The organism is Helicobacter pylori (genome assembly GCF_003637685.1).
Taxonomy (GTDB): Bacteria; Campylobacterota; Campylobacteria; order Campylobacterales; family Helicobacteraceae; genus Helicobacter; species Helicobacter pylori_CJ.
In genome coordinates this window covers 71,912-84,730 of record NZ_MVWW01000008.1, presented here as the reverse complement: position 1 = coordinate 84,730, position 12,819 = coordinate 71,912, and the positions used below count along the sequence as shown (strand labels likewise).

The window sequence follows — 12,819 nt, the reverse complement described above, 5'->3', positions numbered from 1 at the left end:
TCTTTTTGCTCACCGCATTTTGCAAAGATTGCGCGTTAGGGATATTAGAGAGCGCGGTGGTGATGCTGTTGTAAGTGTTGCCTAACTCGTTGTATCGGGATTTGAAATTCACCAAAGTGTCAGCGATATTGACCGCTTGATCTATTTGCTGCTCTTGAGTGCCAAAATGTGCGATGCTGTTGTTTAAGTTCGTTATTGTCTCTTGCACATACGCACAACCGGAAGCGAAAGTTTGAGTGGTCACTGTGCCAGGAGATGAACCTTGTGTGCCGCTAGTACCAGCCGTTGAAGGGTTGTTGCATGTGGCTAAAAAGCCTGTAACAAAATTTTTAAAAGTCCCGGTAAGCCTCTCAGGGTTGATGGCTTGCCCCACTTGTTCGGCTAAATTGAGCATCTTGGCTTGCGCTTGCGCGTTAGCGAGCATGCCTTGAGCAAAACTTGCGTCCGTGAAAGGGTTGAAAGGCTTATTACCACCCACTGGTGCTGATTGCTCATTGCTGTTAATGACGCTCGTTTGGTTGACCAGCTCTTGCGCGTCCGTGATCATCTTTTGGATCGCACTGATTTCTTCTTTAAAAGTGCACAAACCCCCTGAAGTCGGGTTCATCTGTGGGCCACCACTTTCATTAGTTACATGAAACCATGGGCATGCCGTGTTGATGGTGTTAATGAGCGTGCTCGCTTGCGCTAAGAGCGCTTGAGCGCTATCAGGCACACCGTCTAATTTGTTAGTGATTTCGGTGTAGGACACACCTGTTGTATTACCACTTGCTGTGCTATCAACAACTTTTGAACTGATCGTGGTGGTTACGCTTTTGCCGTCTATGGTTTGGGTTTCGGTTTTGGTTCCGCCGTTTCGGTTGTCTTTTAGCACATCGCAGTTATTATTCCCTTCCCCTGAGCATGTGTAAGTATATTCTACTTTCACCGTCCCATTGTTGTTATTGAGCGCTGGCAAGCCTTTTTTTAACGCTGTTTGGAGAATCTGGTAGGCTTCGTTAAGCTTTTTAAAATTCTCAATACTCATAGGCCCTTGGACTCCAGGCTGATACCTGTTCAAAGAACAAGTGATGGAAGTGGATCGATACCCTGGCTCGTTGTTAAAGATGGTCGTTGAAGAGGTGCTTTTCATGCCATTAGCGTTACCGCCGCATTGCGTAGCATAGCCTAAGACATTCCAAAACCCCACCGCCGCGTTGATCGCTAAAAGCACCGCTTGATACGCTGGGGAATTTTTGGTATCGCCGATCAAATTCTTCGCGCTCGCTTTCAAATCGTTACGGACTCCATTGATCGCGCTCGGATCAGCGGATAATTTGATCAAGGTGTTTAGGGTGCTGTATCGGGTCAAGAGGTTGTTCAAACTTTCATAACGATCTGAAAGCTCTTGAATGCCTTTGGTGTTTTTCACCATTTGAGCGGCTTCACCGATCTGATAGCCCGCGCTCATGTAAAAGCCGTCGTCTTCAGCGCTCAAAGTGGAAACTAAAAGCGAGCCTAAAGTTAATGAAAGGATGTGTTTTTTCATGTTTTTTCTCCTTTTTAGATTGAATTGGATTTAGTATTAGGGATTTCATACATTGAAACGCATTTGCATTAGAACGCATTTGCATTGGAATGTATTTGGAGTATTATAGCATAAAGCGTTTTTTTTTTTTTTGTCATTTTGGAAAAATTTTGTGATTTTTTTACTTTTGATGCTTTTTGTTTCGTTTGGTGGTGTGAAATCTATGGTTAGGTTTTTTCGTTAGGCTTTTTCTTAAGTTGGTGTCTTAAGGGAAACTCATTTTCTTAATTTGAAATTCATTTTTTTAAGGGGAACTCAATTTCTTTAATGAAAATCAATTTCTTTAATGAAAATCAATTTCTTTAATGAAAATCAATTTCTTTAATGAAAATCATTTTTTTAAGGGAAACCCATTTTCTTAAGGGGATAGGGGGGTATTAAGATTGGTTGCGGAGAATGGATTTGAACCACTGACCTTTGGGTTATGAGCCCAACGAGCTACCGGACTGCTCTACTCCGCGACACGCTAAAAAAATGGCTGGGGTGCAAGGATTCGAACCTCGGAATGCCAGGACCAAAACCTGGTGCCTTACCGCTTGGCGACACCCCAACACAAAACGATTAAAATAAAAGAAGCATTATACAAAAGCTTTTTAAAAAAGTCAAGCTAAAATGCTATCATTTCATCATGGAAAACAATTTTGACCCTCTCATTTATAAACGCTATTTGAAAAAGAAAGAAACCTTTTTGCTGTTTAAAAAAATCGGCCAAATGTCTGCGTTTAAAAATCTAAAGCTCCAGCTCAAGCGAAGAGAGGTGATTAATCATTATGTGGCTGGAATTTTAGGGGATTTAAAGAAAGGGTTTAGATACGCTAAAATAGAACACCAAATCCTAAAAATCTATTTCACGCACCCGAGTTTCTTGAAAGCTTTTAAAATAGAGGAAGATTATTACACCAAGAATTTACAAGCCCATTTTTTAGAAACGCAAAAGATCCTAAAAGCCCTAAATTACCCCTTTGATTTTAAGGCAATCCAAGCGAGCGTGAAAAAAAGGGCGTATCAAAAACCGGTTGTCAAAAAAGAAAAGCCTCCTAAAAAACCGGTTAGCATCAATGTCAATTGCGAAGGTTTGAGCGATTTCACTAAAAAGCAATTTTTAAAGCTCAAACGCGCTTGTAACGATAATACGCCGCACACGCCCCCTCAGAGCTGACCATGCAACTGCCGATCGGATTTTGTGGGGTGCAAGTTGTAGCGAATAGTGAGCAGTCTAGGGGCTTAGAGCAATTTCTAAAACTCAAACGCGCTTGTAACGATAATACGCCGCACACGCCCCCTCAGAGCTGACCATGCAACTGCCGATCGGGTTTTGCGGGGTGCAAGTTGTGGCGAATAGTGAGCAGTCTAGGGGCTTAGCGATGCCTTTTAAAATTTCCCCGCACTTGCATGCTTTGTTTTCTTTGGAGGTTTTGTGGCTTAAGCATGCTTTAAAGACTTTTTCAGCGTCATAGGAGGCGAACGCTTCTTTGAGCTTGAGAGCGGAACGTTTGATATTCCCCAAACCTCTCCATTCAAAATTTTCCCTAACTTCCATGCATTCACGCACTAGCTCTTGCGCTTTTGTATTCCCCCCATAGCTCACCGCTCTTTTGTATTGGATTTCTAGCTTGGCTTCTTGTTTTAAGGCTTGTTTAGTGAGCATCAGCACGCTTTCTAATATATCCACCGGCTCAAAACCGCTCACAATAATGGGGAGTTTAAAGCGATCCACTAAAGGAGCGTAGATTTGAGCGCCGCTGATCACGCTCACATGGCTAGGGGCTAAAAGGGCGTTAATCTGGCATGCTGGATCTTTTAAAATCGCGCTCACGCTTGGAGGCACTAGAATGTGGTTGATGTGGAAAAAAAGATTTTTTAATTTTTCTTTTTGGGCGTTCTTTAAAACGCTAGCCGTCATGGGCGTGGTGGTTTCAAAACCGATCGCAATGTAGATGACTTTTTTATGCGGGTTTTCTTTAGCGATCTCTAAAGCTTGCATGGGCGAATACAAAAAGCGCGCATCCAGCCCCTTTTCTCTGGCTTGTATCAAACTCCCATAGCTCCCGGGGACTCTCATCATATCCCCCAAACTCAAAACAATGCTGTCTTTCATGCTAGCGAGTTCGTAAGCTTCATCAAGGCGCGCTCTTGGCATCACGCACACCGGACACCCTGGCCCATGCGCAAACTCTAAATTTTTAGGCATCAAATCTAAAAGCCCGTATTTCATGATAGAATGCGTATGCCCTCCGCACACTTCCATGACGACTAATTTTTTTACAAGTTTAGAAGCGAGTTTTTTGATTTCGCTAGAGAGCGCTAAAAGGGTTTGCTTGTCTCTAAAGGGCGAAATGAGGTGATCAACGCTCATTGTTTTTATTCATGCATTTATTCATGCGTTTCGTTCATTTTGGCGATCATTTCTTGGTAAAGCTCAATGGACTCTAGGGCTTCTTTTTCATCAATCTTACTCATCACATAGCCGATGTGTAGTAATACATAATCGCCCACTTTAACGGACTCGCCCATTAAATCCAAGCTCGCTTCTCTTTGAACGCCCAAAGTCTCCAAAATAGCCACATTATCGTTAATGGCTATGACTTTAGAGGGGATCGCTAAACACATTAAAACGAATGCGTGGATTGGTAATTTTCACGCTTTTTTTCTAAAAGGAAGTTTTTAAAATCTTCCAAGCTTTTAGGGTCTTTGGAGCTCATTAAAAAAATGGGCGCTTCAGGCTTTAATTTTTGCATGTCTTCTTTGACTTGAGAAACCCTGAAATTAAACACTTCAATCATATCCGCTTTACTGATAATGACCGCATCCGCACACATAAACATCGTAGGGTATTTTAGCACCTTATCATCGCCCTCTGGAACGGAGAGTAAAACGATATTCATCGCCGCTCCTAGATTATAGCTTGAGGGGCAAACCAGATTCCCCACATTTTCAATGATTAAAAAATCGCTTTTTTCTAACGCTCCCTCGTTTTTGAGTAAATCAAACGCCCCTTCAATCATGCTCGCTTCCAAATGGCACGCTTCGCCGGTGGTGATCTGATGCGCGCTCACGCCTTTTTTACGCAATCTGTCCGCATCTCTGTTGGTTTGCAAATCGCCCTCTACCACGCAAAACTTGAAGTCTTTAAAATCCGCTAGGTTTTCTAGCATCGTGGTTTTACCGCTACCAGGAGAGCTCATGAAATTCAACACATACAGCCCTTCTTTGAGGTAGCGCTCTTTCATTTCAGCGGCTTTAATGTCGTTCTTGCTCAAAATCTTTTCCACGATTTTGACATCTTTTTTACTCAAATTAGGGTTATTTTGTAAAGATTCTTTTCGTTGTTCGCTCATGCTTGTTCCTTTCTTTTAAAATTTTCGTATTGTAGCGTGCTTAATTAAACGACTATCATTAAACGACTTCTTTTATCTTTTTGGCTCATTTTTTTAGATCGAAAACGCACTTTTACCCTAACCTCTTATCGCCGCTGTCGTTTTTATCTTTTAACACTAATTTAATGATCCTCCATATGATGATTAATAAAATGATGGTTAAAAGCAAATACCAAACATTGATAAAAACGGCTTTCATCATTTGATTTTCCTTATTTTTTACTCAAAGACAATCTTATAACGCTATTTTCTAAAGCGTCCAAACGATGCGAAACTTGGGCTTCTAGACTGATTAACGCCCCTTTTGGCATTTCTATTTTTTCATCTCCCACTTCAAAAACGATTTTGCCCTCTAAAACCTGCACGCTGATAGCTCCCGGGGCCTTGTGTTTGTCCATGATCGCTCCTTTAGGCATGCAAATGCGGATTTCTTTATTGGAAGAATTTTCATTCAGTGCTTCAATGTGGAGTTTTTCAAAATGAACGCCCTCTAAAAAATTAATTACTCTCATTAAACAACCTTTATTTTTTCTACCATTTCTTTGGCTTGTAAAGCGATTTCTAGCTCTTCATCAGTGGGGATTCTTAAAACCTGGACTTTAGTATTAGGTTGGCTTAAATTCACCAACCCACTGCCCGGATTGTCGTTCGTGGGCTTGTGTAAAGCGATCCCTAAATTTTCTAAGCCTTCGCACACGCTCTCTCTTAAAGCCGAGTAGTTTTCCCCTAATCCCCCTGTAAAGATGATCGCATCTACTTTTTTTAAGACTACCATGTAAGCCCCGATATACTTTTTAATGCGATAAGCGCACATTTCAAAAGCGAGCTTGGCTTGTTTATCGCCTTTTTCCTTTCTGGCTTCTATGTTTCTGGCGTCATTATCCCCACAAATGCCTTTCAAACCGCTTTCATGATTTAAAATTTTCATCACTTCTTCTAAGCTTTTATCCGCGCATTGCGCGATGTATTCCACCACAGTGGGGTCAATATCCCCACACCTTGTGCCCATAATCAAGCCTTCTAGTGGGGTTAGCCCCATAGAAGTGTCCACGCTCTTGCCATTTTGAATGGCGGCTGCGCTTGAGCCGTTCCCTAAATGCAAACTGATTGCGTTAAATTCCTCATAAGGGATATTCAAAAACTTCGCCGCTTCTTTAGCCACATAATGGTGCGAAGTCCCATGGAAACCATAGCGCCGGATCTGATACTTTTCATACAATTCATAAGGTAACGCATACATGTAAGCGTAACTGGGCATGCTGGCATGGAATGCGGTGTCAAAAACAGCGATTTGAGGGATATGGGGGTGCGCTTTTTGGACAAATTCAATACCGGCCAAATTCGCCGGGTTGTGTAAGGGGGCTAAAATAGAAAGATTGCCGATTTCTTGCATGACTTTTTCATTGACTAACACCGGGGCATGGAATTTATCCCCCCCTTGAACCACACGATGCCCTATAGCGTCAATTTGGTTAAAATCTTTGATGATGCCCATTTTCGTTAAATTCTCACGAATCATTAAAAGCCCGCTCGCATGATCTTTAATCACAAGCTTTTCTTTTAATTCTTGATCGTTATGGTGCAAATGCGATTTGATTTTCAACTGCCCTATTTCTTCGCCAATTTTTTCGGCTAAACCGCTCGCTAAGGGCTTGTTTTCTTTCATGTCAAACAATTTAAACTTAATAGACGAACTGCCCAGATTCAAAACTAAAATTTCCATCATTTCTCCTATCAATAATCTTGCGCTTGAATGGCGCTAATCAAAACGGTGTTGATAATATCTTCCACTAAAGCACCCCTACTCAAATCGTTAACGGGCTTGTTCAAGCCTTGTAAGATAGGCCCTATCGCCACGGCTTTAGCACTCCGTTGCACCGCTTTATAAGCGATGTTTCCGGCGTTTAAATCCGGGAAAATAAAAACGCTAGCTTGCCCGGCCACTTGGCTGTTAGGCATTTTTTTCTTGGCTACGCTTTTATCTATGGAAGCGTCAAATTGTAAAGGGCCATCAATTTCTAATTGGGGATCTAATTTTTGTGCGATTGTTAGGGCTTCGTTGATTTTGTCTATCATTTCGCCTTGAGCGGAATTTCCTGTCGCATAAGAAAGCATCGCCACTTTAGGCACGATATTGAATTGCTTGGCGGTTTGTGCGGAAGTGGTAGCGATCTCAGCTAATTCTTTAGGGCTAGGGTTAGGGATAATCGCGCAATCCCCAAAGACTAGCACTTGAGTGTCCAAACACATGAAAAACACGCTTGAAACCAGGCTCACGCCAGGCTTAGTCTTAATAATTTGTAAAGCGGGTCTAATGGTCTCAGCGGTGGTGTGATTGACCCCAGAAACCATGGCATGCGCGTATCCTAAATGCACGAGCATGGTCGCAAAATAAGTCTTATCCAGCGCTAATTGCTCGGCTTCTTGCTCACTCAAACCCTTTGATTTTCGCAATTCATACAAGCTTTTAGCGAATTCTTCTCTATAATGAGAAGTGTTGGGATCGATGATTTCTACATTTTCTAAATTCAAGTTCAAATTTTTCGCTTGGGAATTAATAACCTCTTTATCGCCCAATAAAATCAACCCCACCGCGCCCATTAAGTTCAAACGATGCGCGGCTTTTAAAATCCTTTCATCTTCGCTCTCTGGTAAAACCACTTTTTTAATCTGTTTTTTAGCCTTTTTTTCCAAGCTCCTTTGAAAGGCTAAAGGGGTAATAATCTCGCTTTTTGTTTGCAACACGCTTTCTATCACGCTCGCTTCTAATGCGCATTGTTGCTTGCAAAGAGACGCGCTTAAAAAATGTGGTTTTTCAGGCATTTCGCCCGCAAATAACCCTACAGCGAAAGGGGCTTCTTTTTTGAGAATATGAGAATGCATGGCTTTCAAATATTCCAAACTCGTTTGCGCGACAGCCACAATGGGAGCGTTTAGATGCTTGGCTAGAGTGGTGTTTAAATCTAAAAGAGCGTTTAAGAAAAACTTCGGCGCATACCCCAAACCAATCACAAAATCATGACTAGATTGCAATTCGTCATAGCGTTTGAGAATCGTTTCAAATAGTAACTCTTCTTGAGCGGTGCTTACAAGCTCTAAAGCCTTTTGTTTGTCTATGGCACTATGAAACTCTAAAGAGTTCAAGCCCTCGCACTCCCACAAGCCCTCGCACTCCCCATTAATGGGCGAAAACAAGGCGATTTTTTGATAGTGGGGCTTTAGCGCCTTTAAAAGGCTCTTGCAAGCAACCCCTAAAACTTCTGTATCCTCTGGGTAAATCCATAAACTTTGCATGCCAATCTCCCTAAAATTATCGTTTTTATTTAATTGTAGCAAAATTTAATTAAACCTAAACGAAACCATGATTTTGTAAAAAGGCTTTTAATATTTTTTAGATTTGATCATTTATCTTAAGGAACTCTTTTTGCTTGACTTTCACCATGTAAAATAAAAGAGTTGTTTTAAAGGATAGTCATGCCATCTCCTATTAATCCCATTCACACCAACACAAACGCTTTAAACAGCGGGGCGAAAAACGAAGTTAAAGACACCAAAAACGCCCCTAAAAGCGCATCAAAGGATTTCAGTAAGATCTTAAACCAAAAGATCTCTAAAGACAAAACCGCCTCTAAAGAAGATCCTAATGCTTCAAAAGTTACGCCTAAAGACGCTAAAACGCTTGAAAAAACCCTACCCTACCAACACGCTCAAAACCTTGCTAAAGACCAACAAGCCCCTACCCTAAAAGATTGGCTCAACCACAAAAAAACAACAGCCCCACATGAGGCTCAACATGAAACCCATGAGGCTAATGAAACTAACCCCAAAACCCCTAACGAAACTTTAAACAAGAATGAAAAAAAGCCTAACGAAGTTACTTCTAACGCTCATCAAACAAACTTGCCTAGTAAAAACCCTATAACCCCCACTAATCGCGCTAATAACGCTATCAAAAACCCCACAGCCCCTACTGACACTAAAAAAGAGTCAAAAACCCTTAAAGACATCCAAACGCTCAGCCAAAAACATGACTTAAACGCCAGCAACATTCAAGCGGCCACGACCCCAGAAAATAAAACCCCCTTAAATGCGAGCGATCATCTCGCTTTGAAAACAACGCAAACGCCCACTAATAATACCCTTGCAAAGAACGACGCTAAAAACACCGCTAACCTTTCTAGCGTTTTGCAATCTTTAGAAAAAAAAGAAGCGCCCAATAAAGAACACGCAAACCCCCAAAATAATGAAAAAAAAACGCCCCCTTTAAAGGAAGCTTTACAGATGAACGCCATTAAAAGGGATAAAACGCTTTCTAAAAAAAAGCCAGAAAAAACCCCTACTAAAACCCAAACTACAGCCCCAAGTATAGCACCAGAGAATGCCCCTAAAATCCCTCTTAAAACGCCCCCTTTAATGCCTTTAGTAGGAGCTAACCCTCCCCCTAATAATAACGCTCCAACGCCCCTAGAAAAAGAAGAAACAACTAAAGAAGCAAGCGATAATAAAGAAAAAGCTAAAGAAACCAATAGCAGCACTCAAAGCACACAAAACACCCAAGCTAGCGATAAGACAAGCGACAATAAAAGCGTTACCCCTAAAGAGACGATCAAGCATTTCACCCAACAATTAAAGCAAGAAATCCAAGAATACAAACCCCCCATGAGTAGGATCTCTATGGATTTATTCCCTAAGGAATTGGGCAAGGTTGAAGTGATTATTCAAAAAGTGGGTAAAAACCTTAAAGTGAGCGTGATCTCTCATAATAACAGCTTGCAAACCTTTTTAGACAACCAACAAGATCTTAAAAACAGCCTGAACGCTTTAGGTTTTGAAGGGGTGGATTTGAGCTTTTCGCAAGATTCTTCTAAAGAGCAACCCAAAGAGCCATTAAGAGAGCTATTCAAAGAACAGGAATCAACCCCCCTAAAAGAAAACGCCCTAAAAAGCTACCAAGAGAATACAGACCATGAAAACCAAGAAACGAGCATGCAAATCACTCTTTATGCGTGATTTTAAGCAAGTTTGCTCTATAATAAAACATCTTTAATAAGGAAAAGATCATGGCCATTGATTTAGCAGAAGTTACAGGTGCTAAAGCCGCGCAAGAAAGGAAAAAAGAGCAGCCCACCATCGCTAACGGGTTGGATAAAAACGCTTTCATGAAACTCTTTTTAGAGCAATTGAAAAATCAAGACCCCACCGCTCCTATGGAAACGGATAAAATCATCACCCAAACCGCGCAACTCACGCAAGTGGAAATGCAAGAAGAAAACAAAAAGACCATGCAAGAAGTCGCTAGTGCCATGAAATCCAATAAAGAAACTAACGAATCTTTAAAAGACTTTCAAGGCGCTTTAAAAGACACCATGGAAAACCTGAATAAAGGCATGGACGATAGCCTAAAGGCTAATAACGCTTTAAGGGAAGTAACAGCGCTTAATTCTGTGAGCATGATAGGCAAAATCGCTGAAACCGATGTGAGCGGGGCGAATTTTGATGGCAACAACAAGCTTTCTTTCTCGCTCTTTTTTGATGAAAAGATTGACGCTTCTAAAGGAGTGCCAGCGATTCAAATCTTAAATGAAAACAATGAATTAGTCAAAACGATTCCTTTAAAAGATTATAACGGGCAAAAGGGGTATATCAATTTTGAATGGGACGGCACAAATGAAAAGGGCGAAAAAGTCCCTAAAGGCAATTACAAAATCAAGGCTGAATACAATTTAGACTCTCAAAGCAAGCAGTATTTGCAAACGCGCATTGGTAGGGGCGAAGTGGAGAGCGTGATTTTTGATAAAGGCAAGCCCATGCTGAGAATGGGCGAAATGATTTTACCCATAGACAGCGCGATAGAGTTTTACAAACCGGATCAAAAACCGCTTGATCAAAAACTCTCGGATCAGAAGTCTCAAAAACTCTCTGATCAAAAACCGCTTGAACAGAAAATCTCTGAACAGAAACCGCTAGATCAAAAACCGCAAGAACTCTCTGAGCAAAAACCGCTTGAACAGAAACCCCAAACCCCCCCTAAAGAGACAGCATGAACGACACCTTATTAAACGCTTATAGCGGGATTAAGACCCACCAGTTTGGTATTGACAGCCTTTCCAATAATATCGCCAATGTCAATACTTTAGGCTATCGCTCCAATGATCCGGAGTTTAAGACCCTGTTTTCTTCGCACTTAGACGCTTTGAACGCCAAATCCGTTGTGGCTAACGACCGAAATTACGGCGTTACAGGATCAGGTAACACCCTTTCTAATAAAGATGGGGAATACATGCCAAGTGAGGGGGAATTCCACATGGCGTATCAAGGCAAGGGCTGGTTTGTGATAGGGCCCAATAAAAATGGGGAAATGACCATTAATAAAGACGGCTTTAGCAAAAAACAGGATAATTTTCTCACGCGTGCCGGCAATTTCGCACGAGACGCTGATGGCTATTTGGTAACCCCTGAGGGCTATTATGTTTATGGCATTGATTTGAAAAAAATCAAAGACGGCACGCTCAATTCCACCGCTAGAGATGAAGACATTGAAAAATTGCATGGCAACACTCTTTCGCCCTTACAAATCCCCCAGGATTTGACTTACCAGCCGGTGCTTAGCACGAAAGTGAATATTAGCGTGAATTTAAACCCTAAAGACCATTTAAAAGGCGTGCAAGATTTTTTCTTAAACGATAAGGGCGAGATCATTAAAGAGCGTTTTTTAAACCAGGATATTAACGCTTTAGCGAATGACGATAACGAGCCCATAGACGCGATCACTAATCGTAAATTAAACATCAGTATCCAAAAAGAAAATGGCAAAAAAGAAGATTTTGTTTTCACTTATGGGGACGCTGAAAAAGGCGAAAACCAATTCAAAACCTTAGGCGATTTGCAAAAACTCCTTAAAGAAAAAACCGGGCTAGACCTAAACCTCATCAAAAGCGAAAAAGACGCCAAAAGCCCCCCCCTTTTATTAGAGATCGCTAATCCTAGCGAAACGCCCATCACATTCAGCTTGAGTGGGGGCATTGCGGATAAATTGGGCTTGAACGCGAACGGAATGGAATTGAAAAAGGGCATCAGCAGGGATTCAGTAGCGATTAAAATCCCTTATTACAGCACAGAAGTGGATATTTATGATAAAGCTGGGGATAAATACTTGCTCCAAAGCGAATATTACATGACCAATTCCAACGATCCCACATCAAGCCCCACGAGTAAAAGGAAAAACCAAACTTGGGAAGTGAAAAGCTACATCGTAGATCCCAAAAACAAAACCCCTATCAATGACCCTACTTGGGAAATTGTCGGCTTTGATTCAGCCACGCACAAAATGAAATCCGCCCCCATGACTTTGGATTTTAAGGGTAATAAGCTCACCTATTCTTTAGATAAGAGCGAAAACCATGATTCTAGCGATTTGTCTTACCAAGACTCTAAACTTTTAGAAGCGAGTCAAGACGGCAAGCCTAGGGGTATTTTTAGAGACATGCGCATTGAAGAAAACGGCGTGATTTCTCTGGCCTTTAGTAACGGGGTGGTAGAGCCGGTCGCTCGCATCGGTATTTTAGCTTTCACTAACGATCAAGGCCTAAGGAAAATCGGCGGCAACCTCTATGAAATGCAAGAAGGCACCATTAATGGCGAAAACAGACCCCTAAGCGGTAACCCCATTTTAGGGTGGGACGAAGAGGGTAAACTCAAGTTTGGGAAAATCAGGCATAAATATTTAGAAACGAGCAACGTGAATGCCGGGAACGCCCTAACCAATCTTATTTTAATGCAAAGAGGCTATTCTATGAACGCTAGAGCCTTTGGTGCGGGCGATGACATGATTAAAGAAGCCATTAGCTTGAAAAAATAAGGGGCTAAAATAAGGAG

12 protein-coding genes and 2 tRNA genes are annotated in these 12,819 nt (G+C 41.7%); 4 read left to right on the top strand and 10 right to left on the bottom strand.

Going from position 1 to position 12,819, the window contains the following annotated elements; all coding sequences use genetic code 11:
• The 3 genes from EAL44_RS06600 to EAL44_RS06590 form a co-directional block, all read right to left on the bottom strand.
• On the bottom strand, positions 1-1,528 hold a 1,528-nt coding region (locus tag EAL44_RS06600), incomplete at its 3' end, for a SabA family sialic acid-binding adhesin (protein WP_121076073.1).
• Between the two features lie 423 nt (positions 1,529-1,951).
• Positions 1,952-2,028 (bottom strand) — tRNA-Met (locus EAL44_RS06595).
• 14 nt (positions 2,029-2,042) lie between these two features.
• Positions 2,043-2,117, bottom strand: a tRNA-Gln gene (locus EAL44_RS06590).
• Positions 2,118-2,195: 78 nt separating this feature from the next.
• Between EAL44_RS06590 and EAL44_RS07980 the strand changes: the two genes are divergently transcribed.
• Positions 2,196-2,726, top strand: a complete 531-nt coding sequence (locus EAL44_RS07980) for a hypothetical protein (protein WP_340137416.1) — start codon at positions 2,196-2,198, stop codon at positions 2,724-2,726.
• Between the two features lie 84 nt (positions 2,727-2,810).
• Here the strand turns inward: EAL44_RS07980 and hypD are convergent, their stop codons facing one another.
• The 7 genes from hypD to pta all read right to left on the bottom strand — a co-directional run bounded on the left by hypD (position 2,811) and on the right by pta (position 8,238).
• Positions 2,811-3,923, bottom strand: a complete 1,113-nt coding sequence (gene hypD / locus EAL44_RS06580) for a hydrogenase formation protein HypD (protein WP_121076070.1) — start codon at positions 3,921-3,923, stop codon at positions 2,811-2,813.
• Between the two features lie 17 nt (positions 3,924-3,940).
• The gene (locus EAL44_RS06575; protein ID WP_000335444.1) at positions 3,941-4,177 is read right to left on the bottom strand and encodes a HypC/HybG/HupF family hydrogenase formation chaperone; all 237 of its coding nucleotides are present in this window, start codon (positions 4,175-4,177) and stop codon (positions 3,941-3,943) included.
• A complete protein-coding gene (hypB, locus tag EAL44_RS06570; protein ID WP_020972526.1) occupies positions 4,177-4,905 on the bottom strand; it encodes a hydrogenase nickel incorporation protein HypB in 729 nt (242 codons plus the stop codon). The genes EAL44_RS06575 and hypB overlap by 1 nt, the downstream gene beginning before the upstream one ends.
• A gap of 112 nt (positions 4,906-5,017) precedes the next feature.
• Complete coding sequence (locus EAL44_RS08070; RefSeq protein WP_000973851.1) at positions 5,018-5,146, bottom strand: hypothetical protein; 129 nt, start codon at positions 5,144-5,146, stop codon at positions 5,018-5,020.
• Positions 5,147-5,156: 10 nt separating this feature from the next.
• Positions 5,157-5,456 carry a cupin domain-containing protein gene (locus EAL44_RS06560; RefSeq protein WP_121076067.1) on the bottom strand — a complete coding sequence of 100 codons (300 nt, stop codon included), beginning with the start codon at positions 5,454-5,456 and terminating at the stop codon, positions 5,157-5,159.
• Positions 5,456-6,667 carry an acetate kinase gene (locus EAL44_RS06555; RefSeq protein ID WP_121076064.1) on the bottom strand — a complete coding sequence of 404 codons (1,212 nt, stop codon included), beginning with the start codon at positions 6,665-6,667 and terminating at the stop codon, positions 5,456-5,458. Before EAL44_RS06555 ends, EAL44_RS06560 begins: the two co-directional genes overlap by 1 nt.
• A gap of 11 nt (positions 6,668-6,678) precedes the next feature.
• A complete protein-coding gene (gene pta, locus EAL44_RS06550) occupies positions 6,679-8,238 on the bottom strand; it encodes a phosphate acetyltransferase (protein ID WP_121076061.1) in 1,560 nt (519 codons plus the stop codon).
• A 180-nt stretch (positions 8,239-8,418) separates the two neighbouring features.
• On the opposite strand from pta, the gene fliK reads away from it, so the two are divergent.
• From fliK to EAL44_RS06535, 3 genes are read left to right on the top strand one after another with little or no spacing between them, the layout of a single operon-like run.
• Positions 8,419-9,954 (top strand): flagellar hook-length control protein FliK, encoded by a 1,536-nt coding sequence (fliK, locus tag EAL44_RS06545; RefSeq protein ID WP_121076058.1) that lies wholly within the window; start codon positions 8,419-8,421, stop codon positions 9,952-9,954.
• A gap of 50 nt (positions 9,955-10,004) precedes the next feature.
• Positions 10,005-10,988 carry a flagellar hook assembly protein FlgD gene (gene flgD, locus EAL44_RS06540; RefSeq protein WP_121076055.1) on the top strand — a complete coding sequence of 328 codons (984 nt, stop codon included), beginning with the start codon at positions 10,005-10,007 and terminating at the stop codon, positions 10,986-10,988.
• Positions 10,985-12,802: a flagellar hook protein FlgE gene (locus EAL44_RS06535; RefSeq protein ID WP_121076052.1), complete on the top strand. Its 1,818-nt coding sequence runs from the start codon at positions 10,985-10,987 to the stop codon at positions 12,800-12,802. Before flgD ends, EAL44_RS06535 begins: the two co-directional genes overlap by 4 nt.
• Positions 12,803-12,819 lie beyond the last annotated feature (17 nt).

Coding starts and splice junctions, on each gene's coding strand:
- EAL44_RS06555 (WP_121076064.1), bottom strand. CDS start 6,667: ATGGAAATTTTAGTTTTGAATCTGGGCAGTTCGTCTATTAAGTTTAAA.
- hypB (WP_020972526.1), bottom strand. CDS start 4,905: ATGAGCGAACAACGAAAAGAATCTTTACAAAATAACCCTAATTTGAGT.
- fliK (WP_121076058.1), top strand. CDS start 8,419: ATGCCATCTCCTATTAATCCCATTCACACCAACACAAACGCTTTAAAC.
- hypD (WP_121076070.1), bottom strand. CDS start 3,923: ATGAGCGTTGATCACCTCATTTCGCCCTTTAGAGACAAGCAAACCCTT.
- EAL44_RS06575 (WP_000335444.1), bottom strand. CDS start 4,177: ATGTGTTTAGCGATCCCCTCTAAAGTCATAGCCATTAACGATAATGTG.
- flgD (WP_121076055.1), top strand. CDS start 10,005: ATGGCCATTGATTTAGCAGAAGTTACAGGTGCTAAAGCCGCGCAAGAA.
- pta (WP_121076061.1), bottom strand. CDS start 8,238: ATGCAAAGTTTATGGATTTACCCAGAGGATACAGAAGTTTTAGGGGTT.
- EAL44_RS08070 (WP_000973851.1), bottom strand. CDS start 5,146: ATGATGAAAGCCGTTTTTATCAATGTTTGGTATTTGCTTTTAACCATC.
- EAL44_RS07980 (WP_340137416.1), top strand. CDS start 2,196: ATGGAAAACAATTTTGACCCTCTCATTTATAAACGCTATTTGAAAAAG.
- EAL44_RS06560 (WP_121076067.1), bottom strand. CDS start 5,456: ATGAGAGTAATTAATTTTTTAGAGGGCGTTCATTTTGAAAAACTCCAC.
- EAL44_RS06535 (WP_121076052.1), top strand. CDS start 10,985: ATGAACGACACCTTATTAAACGCTTATAGCGGGATTAAGACCCACCAG.